Annotated in this window: 6 protein-coding genes; all 6 read right to left on the bottom strand. The window is 36.8% G+C overall.

Going from position 1 to position 16,769, the window contains the following annotated elements; genetic code table 11:
• Positions 1-93: 93 nt before the first annotated feature.
• The 6 genes from yidC to NT145_07900 all read right to left on the bottom strand — a co-directional run bounded on the left by yidC (position 94) and on the right by NT145_07900 (position 16,541).
• On the bottom strand, positions 94-1,647 hold the full coding sequence (gene yidC, locus NT145_07925) for a membrane protein insertase YidC (protein ID MCX5782608.1): 1,554 nt from the start codon (positions 1,645-1,647) through the stop codon (positions 94-96).
• A gap of 325 nt (positions 1,648-1,972) precedes the next feature.
• A complete protein-coding gene (gene yidD / locus NT145_07920; protein MCX5782607.1) occupies positions 1,973-2,188 on the bottom strand; it encodes a membrane protein insertion efficiency factor YidD in 216 nt (71 codons plus the stop codon).
• On the bottom strand, positions 2,185-2,559 hold the full coding sequence (gene rnpA / locus NT145_07915; protein MCX5782606.1) for a ribonuclease P protein component: 375 nt from the start codon (positions 2,557-2,559) through the stop codon (positions 2,185-2,187). The genes yidD and rnpA overlap by 4 nt, the downstream gene beginning before the upstream one ends.
• Positions 2,560-2,840: 281 nt before the next feature.
• A complete protein-coding gene (rpmH, locus tag NT145_07910; GenBank protein MCX5782605.1) occupies positions 2,841-2,978 on the bottom strand; it encodes a 50S ribosomal protein L34 in 138 nt (45 codons plus the stop codon).
• 450 nt (positions 2,979-3,428) lie between these two features.
• Positions 3,429-8,750 carry a hypothetical protein gene (locus tag NT145_07905; protein MCX5782604.1) on the bottom strand — a complete coding sequence of 1,774 codons (5,322 nt, stop codon included), beginning with the start codon at positions 8,748-8,750 and terminating at the stop codon, positions 3,429-3,431.
• 30 nt (positions 8,751-8,780) lie between these two features.
• On the bottom strand, positions 8,781-16,541 hold the full coding sequence (locus tag NT145_07900) for a leucine-rich repeat protein (GenBank protein MCX5782603.1): 7,761 nt from the start codon (positions 16,539-16,541) through the stop codon (positions 8,781-8,783).
• Positions 16,542-16,769 lie beyond the last annotated feature (228 nt).

Below are 16,769 nucleotides of genomic sequence, written 5' to 3'. Positions count from 1 at the left end.
AGAAACAGCTAAACAGCTGTTTATTCCCAAAACTACGAAAGAGCAGATTTATATATTCGTTATCTTTAATTTTTTCTTAACGTTTAAATGTTTCTAACGGGGCGAATCCATCCCTTTCATAATAAAATATTGCTCCAGCATTGTAAGAACGCTGTTTGTAAGCCAATATATAACAAGTCCTGAAGGAAAACCCCAGAACATAAAAGTAAAAATAACGGGCATCATATACATCATCCTTGCCTGCATCTGATCGGTCTGAACCGTCATCATTTTCTGCTGTAAAAACATTCCTATACCCATAATAAGAGGCAAAATATTCAAATTGAAACTCCCGAAAGCAGCAACCGAATCCGGCGCTGAAAGGTCTTTAACCCACAATATCCAATTAGCTCCCCTCAGCTCGTAAGCATTTCTAAGCGTTGTAAAAAGCGCCCAAAAAATCGGAAGCTGCAAAATCATCGGAAGGCACCCTCCTAAAGGATTTACCTTCTGCGTCTTATATAAATTAAGTACTTCGGCATTGAGCCGTTTTGAATCATTCTTATATTTATCCTGAAGTTCTTTAATATGAGGCTGAAGCTGTTTCATTGCGGCAGAAGCCTTAAAACTCTTTATCGTAAGCGGAGCAACTATAATTTGCATGATTACGGTTAAAATTATTATCGCCCAGCCGAAATTATTTGTAATGTTCTTTATAAAATGGAGCACATAAAGCACCCCTTTTCCCAGAAATCCAAAAAAGCCAAAATCAACCGTTTCTTCAAGTTTAAGATTGAACGACTTGAGCATGTTATACTCTTTCGGGCCCACATAATAATTAACAGAAAATTCCTCTTTTAAAGAATCGGGCTTAGGTGTTGAAAACAAGTTTATTCCTAAAGGGCTATTCTTATTTTCTTTATAAACTTCAATGTTTGGAAAACCTTTTCCGTTTTCCGGTATAAACGCGGCAAGGAAATATCTGTTGTCAATTGCGGTCCACTCATAAAAGGTGCCTGAATGCTCGCCATTTTTAAGTTTTTCCAGTTTAGGCGGCTTTGCAATCGTATAACCCAAAACGCGAATTAAGCCGGTATTTTCTTTAAGCTCTTTATAATCAGTTCCTAGGCCCGGGCCCCAGCCGACGGAAATGTAAGGAAGCTTGGCAGATTTTTTAATTTTTTTAAGTTCTATTGTCAAATTATGGAGATATTCTTTGGAAAGATTATAGGTTTTTACTATTTCCCAACCTTGAGGCGAAGTATGTTTAAAAACAATCTTAAAAGGCTCCGGCTGAGATACGGTATAATTTGAACCCGGGAAAGTTGCCATAACGCTTGAATTTTTTCCAAGCACAAGATCTACTAAATTTCCGTTTATTTCTTTAATTATCCAGCTCTTAATCGCAGCTCCTCTGTTAGTAAAAACAACCCGATATTTTTTGGTTTCTACAATTATTTCTTTTTCCGGGGTTGCAATATTTTCTAAAAGGACTTCCTTTGATATTTTCGGCGATTCCCCAAGCTTCCTAATGTCTATCGCTTGTTCAGCTGGAACTTCCGTTCTAGGAACTACGGGAACTTTTGCCGGTTTAGGCTGAAAGTAGGTCCACCATACAATCAGAAAAAGCGTTGATAAAAATATTGCCAAAAACGTATTCTTTTGCATTTAATTTCCTCTTGGTATAATTTATTATGCCTGATTTCAGTGATTTTTTAGATAATAATTATGGTGATTATAAACTAATTATGAAACTGCCACGAATCCCGTTTTTGTCTGTCATTGCGACTCCGACGAACGTCGGGGGAAGCAATCTGACCCGTAGGGTCATCCTGAGCAAAGCGAAGGATCCATGATGTAACGGAAGAAGATCCCTCGTTTTACTCGGGACGATGCTCTACATCGGACTGCTTCGTCACCCTGAACTAATTCGAAAGGTTCCTCGCAGTGACCCCTTTAGAGGACGTCAAAAAGCACAAAACATATTAGCCGGTTATCTCTTACGGGGTAAAGGATCGTACCCCCCTTTATGGAACGGGTGGCATTTTAGAATTCTTTTTATCCCCAGCCATGTTCCCCTGAAAACACCGTATTTTTCAATAGCTTCGTAAGTGTAATGGGAACAAGTCGGACTGAACCTGCACCTATGAGGCAAGAAAGAAAAAATAATTTGGTAAAGCCTTATAATTAAAAGTAATATTTTTTTCATACTGTTATTGCATTAAGCTTTTCTAGAAGAGAAATTACTGTTTCCTCAAGTTTATGGTAATCCATATCAATTGCGGCCTTCTTGGGAATAAACAATAAATCTATCCCGGTTTTTAAGTTGTGCTTGTTTAATCTAAAAATTTCGCGCAGTCTTCTTTTGAGAGTATTTCTTTTTACTGCAAGCCCAAGTTTTCCCGAAGTGATAAGTCCCAGCCTGCGGATTTTAGATCTGTCATTTCTGGAAAATGAATAAACAAAAATCGCCGGGTGAACCGCTTTCCGGCCCGATTTGAAGATTTTATCAAAATCTTTTTGAAGATGAAGTCTTTCGGAAAACCTAAAAGTATATTTGAGGTCCTTATTTTCTCGCATATAATTAAGTTATAAGGCTAAATCCAAACAACAATTAAGAAAATATCAAAATAACAAAGTCTTTACAGTTTTATTTCTTCAAGTCTGCGGGGTATCAGATGTTCCCCTCTTTGAAAAAGAGGGGTGAGGGGAGATTCAATAACGCCAAATCCCTCTCAATCTCCCTTTTTCAAAGGGAGAAGTTATTGGTTACCCCGCATCAAGATGCGGGGAATTTTCAAGTTAAACGCGATCCGCCACTGGCGGAGGAACAGAAAAGATAGTCTTTCAGTGTCTCCTAATTATGCGCTCAGTATCTTCCGGCCCTTTCTTCTGCGCGCGCTTAATACTCTTCTTCCGCCTTTAGATTTCATTCTGGCGCGAAAACCGATAGTTTTTTTGCGGTGCCTTCTGTTTGGTTGAAATGTGCGTTTAACCATGTTTAATATCCTTTTTTGGCAAATTATATTGAACCCAGATTTTTCAATAGAAAAATCTGCACGTAGTGCCACACCATTGAAAATGCTGAAAAATGAAGCACTTTAAAAGAGTGTCAGCTGGAAACCCCGGCAAACATTTAATTGAACAAGTTATAAATGGTGCGGGGTTAACCCAGCTCGTCGATGACGGGCTGTCCCTTTGGGACAAATTTTGCAATCTGTTGCAAAATTTGGGTTGAATTAACAATATGTTTTAAATAGCAGAAATGGCTGAAACGGAGATCTATTTTAAGGTAGGAATTATACCTAAAAACGCAGATTCTGTCAAACTTTTTTGAGACTGCGTTATGAGAGTTAAGAAAGTGTTAAGGTTTAGAAGGATAAATACTTAAAAGCTTTTTACTTTCGTAACCTTCTAAACATTTACACTTTTACACGCCTTTTACTAAATTATGCCGCTGACAGAATATTCTTAACCTTTTCAGTATCAATACTTTGAGGAGTTTTATTGATTTTTTTCTTCCACTTCGGCTCAGACCAAAGTTTAATAATTTCTATCATAGCGTCCCTGGCTACAGCTTTTTGCTCCGCGCTAGTTCCAGTACTTGCTATTTCTAATTCAAGTTCAGATATATTTTTGTCAACTGCCCTATAAAATTTTTCCGTGTTCAGTTTTGTTATTAAAGCATTAAGTTTAATTAGCTTGTTTTCAATTTCGTTTTTATCCTTAGTCTTACCGTTGATTCTTTGCTCATATAATGCCTTGCCTAATTTTTCTCTCATTCTTATATCGGCAAATTCAAAGCCGGGTTTTGCCTGTTTAACAAGCATCATTTCCAACAAAGCGTTGATAAACGCCTTCAAAGAAACGGTATCAGGTTTTTCGCCGTTATAAAGTTCTTTTAGATGAAGTCCTATGAAAGATTCAGGCCTAAATATTTTCAATAATTCTTCCGTTTTTCCATTAGCTAAATTGCCTGTTTTTATCATATCAAGTGTTTTTTCTAAAGTTTCAAAAATCTTTTCATTTTCTTCTTCGGTTTCACTCATTTTGGGAAAATATTTTGTTTCCATGTTTTTCACAAAATTTCTTTCGTAAGTTATTTTTTCTTCCGGAGTTTTAAGAATGCAGTTCAAATTTTTAAGTATATTAATAATAAACAATTTTTCATCAAGAACATCCCTGATATTGCCAGCGGCTTTTTTCAGTTTCTCCAGATCAAATATCAAGCTGATTGAAGAAGGAATATTGCTTATCTCTTGAAACACTTTAATTAATTCTCCGTCGGTAATATCATTGTCAATACTAATTTCGTAAATATTATCTGAAGAAAAGTATTTTGAAAAACCCTGTTCTTTTACAGATTTCTTTATAACTGTTTTTACTCTTTCGGGAAATATTCCTTTAGCAAATTTTTTATTTCCGAAATATATATTAATTACTACATCAGCACGGATCTCGCCAAGAATGTCATTTATGAAATTTTTAGCATCTTCATTTGTTATAGTTTCATTGCCAAAATCAAAATAAAGACCGTCTATCCCAAGCGTGTTGCTAATTTCTTTTATTTCTTCATTATTAAGAGTTTTAATATTTCTAATATTGAAATAGCCCGCAATAACTTTTCTCCCGAAAAAATGCTCATTATCTATAAAACCTTCTCTATATCCTTTATTACTGCTTTTAAAATTCCCATTTATTGAAGTGAAAATATTTGCATTAAAGAGTCTTGAAACATTGCCAAGTTTTAACGCTTCTCCCTCTTTATAAGCTTTTGCTATGCTTGGTACTTTTGTTTTCAATATTGTCTGCCCGCTTTTTGTAAGAGCATGATTGTTTTTTAATGCCGAAAGATTTGCGATAAATTCTTTCGCCTCGCCCGGGCTGAACTGTTTGAAACTTTCTAATGAAACTATAGGCACTCGCGGGAAATTAATTGCAAAAGAATCGTTCTTTTTCCATTGATTAATCTCGGCATCGCTTGTAATTAGAACGGGGTTAGAAAAATCCCAGCTTGAGAACTCTTTTATTCCCAGTCCGCTTAATATTTCCAGAATATTTCTGTTTCCGGAAAGACCGTAAGCTCCTCCCAGCTGGGTTATTATGTCTTTAACAGCTTCTTGAAAAAAAGTTTCTTTTTTATCTGCCGGCAGTTCTCTCATATCAAGATATATTGCCAAACTGCCATCATCATTTTTTGCCCAGACAGCAGACTTTATTACTTTACCTTCATCTGTTTTAAATGTAACAGAATAACCCAGTGGACTTAGCTTCTCAATGTTATCAGCAAGAGCTAATATTTTTATTCCGGATAATTCTTTATTCAATATTGCGCCATCGGATTCAAGAGAAGCAAATACAAAGGGATTTATACCTCTGCTAAATTTGTTTGTCCCTTCAAAAGTTGTTTTCTTGAAATGCTCAAGCCATTCTAGCGATATCACATTTCTCAGCGTATTAAGCCAAATCCCCAGTTCTTTGGGCAAGCTTTCGATATTATATTGTTCGCCTTTCGTTAATTGATAGATAAAATGGCTGAAAATATTTACTATTCCAGCCGCAATTAAGGACTGTAAAATAACCAGCATTATCCCTGAGATTTGAATTCCTATTAAAGACAGAATATTCGTTATCAGTAATGAAATAAACTCAACCGCAGGTCCTATAAACGGCAATACAGGGAAAATGACTGCAGACACTATTGTAATTCCCAATATCACTGCAACCCCGATTGTCCTATAAATTTCAGATTTATCTATTTTTTTATCATGTATTTGGTTAGTATTGAGCTCTTTTTCTACTGCAGAATTTACCATATCAACAAATTTTTGCCTTTTTGCCATTCCGATTACATACTCCGATGTCCATATTTCATCTTTACCGAATTCTGAAAATGTTTTCTTGTTATAGAAATCTTTTTGTTCATTTTCCATAATTTTACCTATTCTGTAACTTAAATCATATTTATCAATGTCTCTGTCTGCATAAATAGTTTTAATTATCGTGCAAATTGTCTTACTAATAGAAGAGTTTGCGCCAAATATTGTCCGCAAAGCCGGCTGTTCTTCTCCGAAAGAATCTTTTCTTATTCCGATTATCACATCAATTTTTTCTGCTATAGCCGACAATATTTTCTGATTTTTCAAAACTTCAGGCTTCATCTTCTCAATTATATTACTCAATGTCTGGAACTCTTCCAAAGGCGGATTTTTCGCAAGCTCCAGTTTATTCAGTTCTTCAATGCCTTTTTTAACAGATCCTATATTTTTTTCCAAGTTCGCTTTAACGATTAAACTATAAATTCCGTTTAAAATATTGCTTAAAGATAGTCCTACTACCGCAATCCATTGCATCGGGAATAAAAGCCCTATAGCAAAACTTAATGCAATTAAAAATATTTCAAAAACAAGGCTTCTTTGTGTTTTTCTTTCAAAATGGTCTAGTAAAAAGCCTATTGAATTAAACACAAAACTTAATACTTCAACAACAGGCGCAAAAAAGATTTGCACTTTTCTCTTAAGAGCGGAATATCTGAGCCAATCCTGCCAACCTTTAGGCAATTCTTTGCCGGTAAAAAGTTTATAAACCGGACAAAATTTGTCATATGTAGACACTTTGGTCAGCTGCCGCCCCACGGCTTCTTGAATTTTCTTTGATGATAAAACATCTTCAAGACTTTCTTCAAAAGTTTTATCATCCTGAGCGGCATAATAACTTATTACCATAAATATTAATGCTTTTATTTTCCCGGGAGGAAGTTTAGTTTTATTTTTAACAATTTCAATGTCGCTCAAAACTGCTTTTTTTATTTCCTCATATTTTATTTTTCCTTCTCCTTTTTTTCGGTTGATATACGAATTCACAAGCTCAAATGTCATCGTAAAAGTATCTAAGTCAACAACTTGGTCAAAAAGAAGTGCTAGAGCGCCATACTCATCTGCCCCATAGAATTTTTCTATTATAGGAATTCCCCCGTATCCGCCCAGTGTTTCATACACCGCCACTTCAAGCGCGAGCTTGGCTTCTGCTGAATCGTTTAAAGGGACAACAAGCGTTTTTTCTGAGCCGGCCTTTCCTATTTTTTTCACTCTTACCAGATACATACCGGCATATTCAACAGGTTCTTCAGTTACTTCAAAATGTTTTTTTACTTTTATAGGTAAAAAATACGCTAAAAATATGATTTTTTTCAGAATGAGTAATTTAGTTGAATCATCCAATTTTAAATTAGAAACCAAATCTTTGAAAACCGCCGTGTGTTCCTCAGTTTTCAAATTAGCTTCGTATTGGATGCTCAAACTCCGAATAAATTCATTTTTTTCTATATTAGTTACGGAAAGATACTTTTCATATATATTATTCAGCTCCTTTGCAAACAAAACTTTTATTTCTTTGCGTACAACTAATTTTTCCAGTTCAGCTTTTCCTGTTTCTTCAAGCAGTTGGCCTACGGTTTCTGAGAATTTATCATCGTCGGCAGCAGCCGTAATATTAAATAAGACCTCTAATTCCCCAGGCATTGGTGGCTGATGAAACTTTTTTATGAATAGATTTCGAAGTTCTTGCTCATGATTTAAGAAATTCTCAATAGCGTCGCCTATTGCGGTATTATTCGGTTTACACTTTAAAGCATCTAGAATCATTTCAGTTTCCCAGTCCTCAGGTTGATGTCCGAATTTTTCATAGCATTTTGTTTTTATAAGCTCTCTCGCAGCGTTTTCATCTTTAATTTCAATTGCCAGCGGAGCATTTGCCTTTGTTCCAGTTCCAAAAAAGATATTATAAATTGAATGTAAAATCATATTTGATAAAAATACCGCTAAAATACTCCAGCCCAAAGCTATCCAGCTGATACCAAGTATCACCCAAGGCACCATTCCCATGCCAACGGCTGAACTCCAGATTACTGCAACGCCTATTTTCCTTGCCTTTGCAGGTGTATGGGCACGCAAAAATCCGACCGGATTAAACACAAAACTAAATACTTCAAAAAAAGGCGCAAAAAAGATTTCCACTTTTCTCTTCAGTTTAGCGTACTGCGCCAAGCCCTGCCAGTTCTCCGGAAGAGGCTTAGACCTGTAAAAGAGATTGTAAACTGAACGAAATTTATCATAAGTAGCAGGTTTTGTCATCGGTTTGTTGGTCAGCCATTTCCATCTTGAAAGCTGGAATCTTACGGCTTTTTTAGCACCAAAACCTGGACCGACATGACTTTTGATCGTATCCACCTGGTCTTTAGTTGGTATAAGTGTCCCCGGTACATTGGGGTTTCTCTCTTTAATGTGCGCATCAAATGCTATCGCGATTTCTAATTCTACTTTTTCCGGAATATAATTATTTTGTTTTTCGAACTTAATTAGAACATTAAGTTCGTCACTGCTCAAAATATGTTGATCTGTTAATAATTGTTTGTTTTTTTCACGGAATTTCTTTATGACTTCAATTTCATTTTTAAATTCTTTTAAATCCGGCAGACGATGGTTGTCTTTTCTAAATTTTAATAATATGTCGTCCGCCTCAATTAATTTAACATTATTCGCTTTTAACAATTCTCCGTTTTTATCAAGAAAATCTATGATTTCGTCATCGGTCGGTGTTTCTTGGCTTAATAATTGGCTTTTCGTCTCGTCTAGTGTTTCATGCGATTTCTCGGGTTCCTGGCCTGCAACTGTTGTTTCCGCGGTTTCGCTTCCCGACAACGATTCATCTTTTTTGCTTTGTTCTTGCTTAAACTGCTCAATCGCATTATTTAAAATAGTTTCTCCCGGCATTTCATCAAATTTCTTGATAAACTCTTCCTTTTATTTGTCGGTTAGTGAAAAAGAACTCTTATCAATAAGTCCCTTTAACAAATTTTTCAGTTCACTTTTTGCAATTCCTCTTTTCGCATCTTCAGACCGAGCTTCCTTAAAGTTAAAATCGTCAAAAGGCGTTCTATCAAGGATTTGCTCCCCTTTTCTTTCCACTTCTTTTAATCCGAAACCAACAATATAAGGAACTTTATTTATCACAATTACTTCTATATTTGCGGGTATTTTATAATATGCGTAATCGTCTTTTCCCTTTCTTATTATATTTTCAATTTCTCTTATTTCGCCGCTTCCTGTTAAATTCATATAAATATAATAAAACAGCTCCAATGCCTTATAATAGGAACTCGTGTATTCAAGCTGAAATACCGGCGCTGAAACTGAAATATCAAAATCGCTCATAATCAATGCGTCATTACCTAAAGGATTGTAATCCAATAAATGTTTATTTAATTCGGCCTGTTCATTAGATTCTAAATTGGAGATTTTTTTCTTAAAATCAAACTTGCTTTTTATGTATGTTTTTCCGTCATTGTTATACGCCATCTGAATTATTTCCGGCATACCATTTTTATTAACTTTTATATAAATTGTTCCCCTATCTCCATTAACTCGTGATATTTCTATTAATGCCAGATCCAGATTGTTCTCAATTATTTTCTTATAATTCTTAACCAGCTCTTCTTTCTCCAGAGCAGTAATATTTTCATTCAATGGATCAATTGTTTTAATTGCCTTTTTAAATAATATTGCTTCTTGGTTTGGCTTTGAGTAAAAGTCTAATTGTTGTTTTGGCGTTAAAGGTTGGCGAATATTTGTTATTTTGTTTCCACCCAGGCGTTTTTTTGAAGGACCACTAGCCTGATTATATTTTGTCAAAAGCTTATCGGGATGCTCGCGGTTAAACTCCAAATGTTTCTTTCCGCTGTATGATATTGATGCAATTGTTACTGCTATTATCGTAAGCCAAATAATTATTGCTCCCCAGGGAACAAGAAGCCCAAGCAAGCTGACGCCATAAAAAGGAAACGGGATTATCGCGGCTTTTCGCATCTCCCTTATGCCTTTTATCCTGGGGTCGGAAGCCTTCTCCTCGCCGGTGGGGACCTCTCCCTTTTTGAAGTGTTTCTCATAAAAATGGGGCAATAATGACGGGATGTATTCACGTAATACCAAAGCTACATTTTTCCAGAATTTAGATTTTATAGGCGGAACAACTAAACATTCTTGAAATTCGTATTTATAGGGGGAATAACTAAAAGGCTGAATTTCCTTTAGCATCTTCTTTTCATATTCTCTTGAGGCAATCACTCTTTGAATCTCAGAGCGGTTGGAATGGATTGTTGAATTTGAAGGAATTAAAACCTCTTCACACTTCAAGACTTTCGCCACATCGTGTGCATATTTGATAATTTCATCAAATATGGAATCTGCCGCAACCTGCGCAAGCAGTTTACTGCTGGGGTTTATCCCGGGAAGCGTTAAGTATCTCTTTCCTTCATTTTCAATAATCAGTATATGGAAACCGCCCATTGCAAGGCCCTTCTCATCCCAAATGATTGCATTCATAAAATTGGGATTATTCCATAATTGTTTGTCAGGAGCAACGCAAACCCCCATATTGTATCCTGCCACCCCGTGCCCTTTTCTTTTTGAAACCAGAAATCTTAATTTTAACTTATCTTTCCCCTCATTGAATTCATACTTAGCGTTTACTTCTCCCTGCATCTGTTTGTATTCTTCCCCCTGCAAAACTTGGGCTAAATCTAGCGCTTCTTTTCCTTGCTGGATTTTAAACTCTATCCCTGATAATACCTCTTCTATCTTTCCCAACTCCTTTTTTTCTTTAATTTTTTCCCATACCATATCCAGCACGCCTTCTTCTATCCCCAATATTCCCCCAATCCTCTCTTTCTTAACCGGTTCTTCTATCTTTTCATTTTTAAGAATTCCAAGGATTATTTTGGCTCCCTTTGCAGGATCTTTAATCTTGGTTCTATAAAGATTTCCCATACTCTCCTGATAATATTTCTCATTGGTTTCGCTTCCTTTTCTATAGGCGTTTACCGCTTCATTGATTAAGTCTCTTAGTGTATCTCCGACAAACTGTTTATGATTCATTATATGCTCTATGGTATTTAAATTTTCCGGCAGGCTAAATCCATTGCTCCTATACAACCGATATAACTGCTTAATTATCTCTTCCCGTTTATTTTCCCATTTCTTAATATCCTCTTCGCCGTGTCTGCTCCAATCCTTATTCTTCAATATTTCAATCAGTTCTTTTCCCAGCTTACTCTTTTCTTCTTCTTTAAATGTTGATTTTTCTTCTTTATTCACCTCTTTTACTACTTTCAAGATTGTTCCCCAAGGCGTAGAATTCAAAGGCTCGGAAGGATCTTTCAGCTTATAATTTCCAACACTAGCCTCAAATTTCCTCCATTGGATAGGCTTCCATCTCACAACCGCTCGTTCTAGCGCTTTGGTGTCCTCTTTCCTGTCCGGACGGGTTTCGTTAAGATTTTCATACATTGCTTCTTCCATAGTTGCTTCGGGAGAAAGCACGTAGTACTGTATGGGTACGAATAATGGATCTTTCTCAACCTCGCTCACATCGCCATCCATTATTTTTTTATGGATATTCCTGCACCTTGATAACAAACCCTCCTTTTCTTTTTTCCTTGCAGGATCTTTATAAACCTTATAAACTTCTAAAATAGGGTATTCAATCTCTTTAAGGAATTTCATAATCTTTATCGCTTCATCTGTCAACTTTTCTTGACCGGTTACTCCTTCTTTAACCGAAAACGGAAGAGTTATAATCTTTTCTTTCCCTTCAATTCCTTTTATAATAAAATTCTTCAATGTGTTATATGCTCCAAAGCTTTGTTCCATAATCAATGTTTTAATAAACTCCATATCTTTGTCCGTTTGAATTGCTTTCATATCATAGAGTTTTTTAACTGCTTCCAATGAAAGGAATGCGCCTTGCGTTTGGTTATAAATTATCGGTTTAATTAGTTCGTTCCACGATTGGGGATATTTTTCAATCATCGGCGAAAGTTCTTTGATAGCTGAAAGAATCCTCTTTTCCACACCGGAACTGAGATTTAAAATGCTGACTAAATCATCCCATATTTTCTTTGGGCTATCAATTATTTTTTTCTTTAGCAATAATAACCAACACGAAACCATTTCATTCAAATATTCCCTTGGAAATTTTCCTAATTTGACACTGATCTTTCCTACTTTAAGCGTTTCTATTCCTGAATCTTCAAGGTCAGCCGCTTCCAAACTGCTTAGGTTCTCTAATTTCAAACTTTTAAGATTTTCACACAAGTGAAGATCAAGTACTTTCAATTCCCTAAGGCCTTCGCCAAGTTCAAGCGTTTCTATCCCTGATGCTTGAAGGTCAATTTCTTCTAAACTGCTTAGGTTTTCTAATTTTAAGTTTTTAAGATTTTCACACGAGCGAAGATTAAGTTCCTCCAATTCCCCAAGGCCTTCGCCAAGTTTAACCTTTTCTATCCCTGATTCCTGAAGGTCAATATTCTCTAAACTGCTTAGGTTCTCTAATTTCAAACTTTTAAGATTTTCACAAAAGGGAAGATCAAGTACTTTCAATTCCCCAAGGCCTTCGCCAAGTTCAAGCGTTTCTATCCCTGATTCTTGAAGGTCAATATTCTCTAAACTGCTTAGGTTTCTTAATTTCAAGCTTCTAAGATTTTTACATTCAGAAAGATCGAGTTCTTCCAATTCCCCAAGGCCTTCGCCAAGTTCAAGTGTTTCTATCCCTGAATTTTCAAGGGCAATTCTTCCCAAACTGCTTAGGTTTTCTAACTTCAAGCTTTTAAGAGTTTTACATTTATTGAGTTTAAGTTCTTCCAATTTCTCAAGGCCTTCGCCAAGTTCAAGCTTTTCTATTCCTGATGCCCTCAGGCTAATCCATTCCAAACTATTCAAATTTTCTAACTTCAAATTTCTAAGATTGCTACACCAGCTAAAATCAAGATTCTTCAATTCCCCAAGATCAGCGCCAAGTTCAAGCGTTTCTATCCCTGATTCTTGAAGGTCAATATTCTCTAAACTGCTTAGGTTTTCTAATTTCAAACTTTTAAGATTTTTACACGAGCGAAGATTAAGTTCTTCCAATTCCCTAAGGCCTTCGCCAAGATCAAGCTTTTGTATCCCCGAGAAACTAAGGTCAATCATTTCCAAATTCCTTAGATTCTTTAACTTCACACTTTGAATTTTCATGTGTTCGCTGAGACTCAGGTTTCTCAGCTTTCCCAACTTTTCAAGCTCTATACTCTCTAGGCTTGTTATCTTAGCTAACAAACTTAAATCTTCTATTTTCGAATCACTGATTTTCAGTTTTCTTAACTGTTTCAGTCCCCTTATAAAAGCTATGTCTTTTACTTGTGTTAACTCCAACTCTTCTATATTTTCTGCTATTACTGCCATATAATCTGCCCATTCTTTTACCCCTGTTAAGGCTATCTTTATGTTTAACGCTTTCAACTTTTTTGCATTTCCTTCAGTTATATCTGCCGCATCTATCGTTACAATATAACTCCCGTCAGATCGGTATTCAAGCTGGAATTTATCTGGCCCTATTATTTTATTCAAGACGTCTTTTAATTTTTTTGTCCCGCTTTCTTTGCTTGACTGTGTCAGCGGCGCTTCGGGATGGGCAATGTTATATTCCTTGTGCTTTTCTACGGCAATTCGCCATATGTCACAGGAAATGTTAGTAATTTTAACCGCTGAGCCAAATATATTGTCCACTGTTTTGTTTACTTCGTCCAGAATGGCCCTTATTATGCTCTTTGTTCCTTCAATACGCTCATCACGAACTGCGTTGCTTTTATTTTGATGTTTCCCGACAAACATAATTGCGGCCAGTTCTAAGGCTTTTTCAAAATTGATCCCTTCTTTTACCGCATTCCATACATCCCTCGCAAGTTTTATCAATTCCGGTGCTTCATGTTCTGGCGCAAAATTAATCTCAGAGATACGGCGAAGAATTTTGACATCATTTATTAATTGATTGAATTGTTCCTGGGTTAGCTGAGGTAGGTCTTCTTTCGTTACTGCATCTATCTTTTTCCACCAATCACCACTATTTGCATGCATCCAGTTTACCGCAGCAAGTCTTCGCTCCTTTGACCAACCGTTAACACTGTTTTTGGCTTTGGTCCAGGCTATTTCGCTTGTGCTGTTTATGTCGTTAGGGTAGTTCCAACTTCTCGCAAGCTTTTTGCTCTTAGAGACAGTTTTCTCAAAAAGCTCTTTGGCAAAAGCGATGTAAGTGCCTGGGATAGTCAAAAGCGGAGAGCCATTTTTCCGCGTATTTAGCAATTCAACAACAACTTCCCAGCCGGGTTTAGCGTCCCATTTTCCATCAGAACCCTTTGTCGCTATCTTCTTTGCAGCATCCAGTGTCCAGCCGTCATCTTCGATTGTCTTTTTCCATACGGGCCTTATGCCTTCGTTTATGGTTCTTAAGTAATTAGGGTCGTGACCTGCCGCACAATCTGTAAGAGTGCGAATTAAATTTCTTGTCCTTAATTTATCCCATTTTTCAGTCAAACCCTTTTTTTCTGCAATAAGATAATCGGGGTCGACATACAAAAGAGGAACGTTGTTGGCATTAGTCGCTATAAAGGTGTCCATCCAAGCGATTGCAGACTTGAGCGCTGTAGCTTCGTCACCGCGGCTCCTTGCCCAAAATATGCCCCCAAGGAAAGTTCCCGAAGTACGTCCAGCAGTCTCGTTAAACAGCAAATACTGGGCATCTGAAAGCGATGATAGCCCCAATCTTTCCCAGTTTTGTATGATAGTATCATGTGTCGCTTGGTTTAATTCCATCACTGTAATTTCGGTATCCGGATTATTCCTTTGCCATTCTAGTCCGGCATTGAACAAAATCTCTTCCGTCGCTTTCCGGCCGTCGTCGTAGACTGCTTTTTCTATCGTTGACAGTACGTGTCCTACGATCTCAACGCTGGCTGGAATACCAATTATGCCTTTAAGAGCTAGATAATGGATTATTTCATGGATGTAAACAGCCACGAAAATGGCTTCATTATTCGTAGCACGCATGATTATCATGGGTACAGGATTCGGCCCAGGATACCGCATTGTTGAACCATAGTGGCCACCTTTTTCAAAAGTGGCTTCTTCATACAAAATATCCTCAGCATCCTGTGCGAACCTTTCCCGCTCACCTTCATTTCTGCACTGACCCAATGCTTGTTCTACACGTTTTGGTTTGAAAAAAGCATATTGCTTTAAAGAAAATGGAACGGTATCTCCGATAAGTTCATTCTTTTTCTCTAAAATTGATTTCTGCCGATCTTGAGGAAACGCCGCAATTATTTTGTCAGCTGTTTCTTCGATCCACTGCTTCTGCTCGATGCTGAATTTATCCCCTGCCGAGTGTAAAATCTCGTCCCACTGTCCAAGGGCGACAAGGTTTTCTTTTCTCTTAACCTTGATATAAAATTCTCTGAGTTTTCCTTCTCCCGCCAATTTCTTAACAACAGCTTTAAGATCAATCTGTTTATTCATATATGACTGTTTGATTGCTATCGCGCAATCCAAAATTTTTTGATAATCCGATCTATAAGCCTTAATATCCCCATCTTTGATGGCATCAATAAGCCCCTTTCGCGCTCTATAGTAACCGAGAACTTTGCCTGCATATTCATCATAACCGAGAATCTCCGCCTTTTTCACGTTAGCTATATTTCTACTCAGCGGCGCTTCGGGATGGCTTCTGTTATATTCCCTGTGTTTTTCTACGGCAATTTTAAATACTTTTTCGGAAATTTTATCTATTCCAAGCACTGCTTTACCTGCTGTTTTTACTGCCTCATCTATCCCCAAATATATTGCTTTCAATATGTCCGTTACACCCTGCAATCTTATTTCCCTTTCTACTTCAGTTTGCGACCCGTGCTTCTCCACAAATATACCCGCAACTTCCGTTATCGCTTTTGCTATGGCTTCCTTTATCACTTTTTTTGATTTTGACTTTATTGAAAGCACCTTTCTAAATGCTCTTTTCGCGAGACTAATCAACTGCAATGCTTCACTAACAGGAGCATAATATATTTGGCAGATACGGCGCAGAATTATAAGATCCTCTCTAATTGCTGCGTCTTTTACTAAATTAATAACATCATCCTTCCACCAATTCTCTCCCAAATTCTTAATAGCTGCAAGAACATTGTGCAGCCGTTCTTCGGTCATTTTATTTGCGGCTTTTGCCCATTCTTTTTCATTTGTACTGTTTATATTATCGGGATAACACTTATTGAGCGCTTTTTTGAAAAACTCCGGATCCTCTTGAAGTTTCAAAATGAAATTGTCGTAAGTTGAAGGAAGCGTTGCAGCCGCATCGTTTTCTTTCTGATTACCCTTTACAATAGCTGACAAAGGCTTATGTTCTTCAAGATATTTTCTCCAGTTATCATAATTTATTTCTTTCAGATTAAATTCTGCATATCCAATTCCGGCAATAGAAAGCTCAAAATGGACCCCCTTGACGGCAATTTCCTGTATCGTTTTGTAGAATTGCGCTCCGGTCCCATTATATTTTTTCCATAGGTTTTCCGGAAGCCCGTTAGTGCCGGTGATTGCATTTGTCCTGACTATTTTTACATCACAAATATTTACAGAATATAAAAATAAATAAAGCAGCAGCCATTGCGTCAGCCCTTTTTTGCGCCATTTTGAAACCGCCAACGTGTCTAAAATTACTGGTACGGGTCCGTCATTATCAAAGCGAATCTCAGAAGCTATTTCGTTACCTACATAGAGCGTTGCGAGCGAATCGGATTTTGGCTTATTCTTTATTCGGATGAATATATTTTGTACCGGGTCAATTAAAATATTTAGTTGTTTAAAATATTTTAACCTTTCTATTTGGTCGGTATGTTCTTGGGGAGATTTAACGATTGCGTCAAAATCTTT

It is taken from the genome of Elusimicrobiota bacterium (assembly GCA_026388075.1).
Classification (GTDB): Bacteria; Elusimicrobiota; Endomicrobiia; order Endomicrobiales; family JAPLKN01; genus JAPLKN01.
The sequence above is the reverse complement of the archived record's forward strand: the minus strand, read 5'-3'. Positions and strand labels throughout refer to the sequence as shown.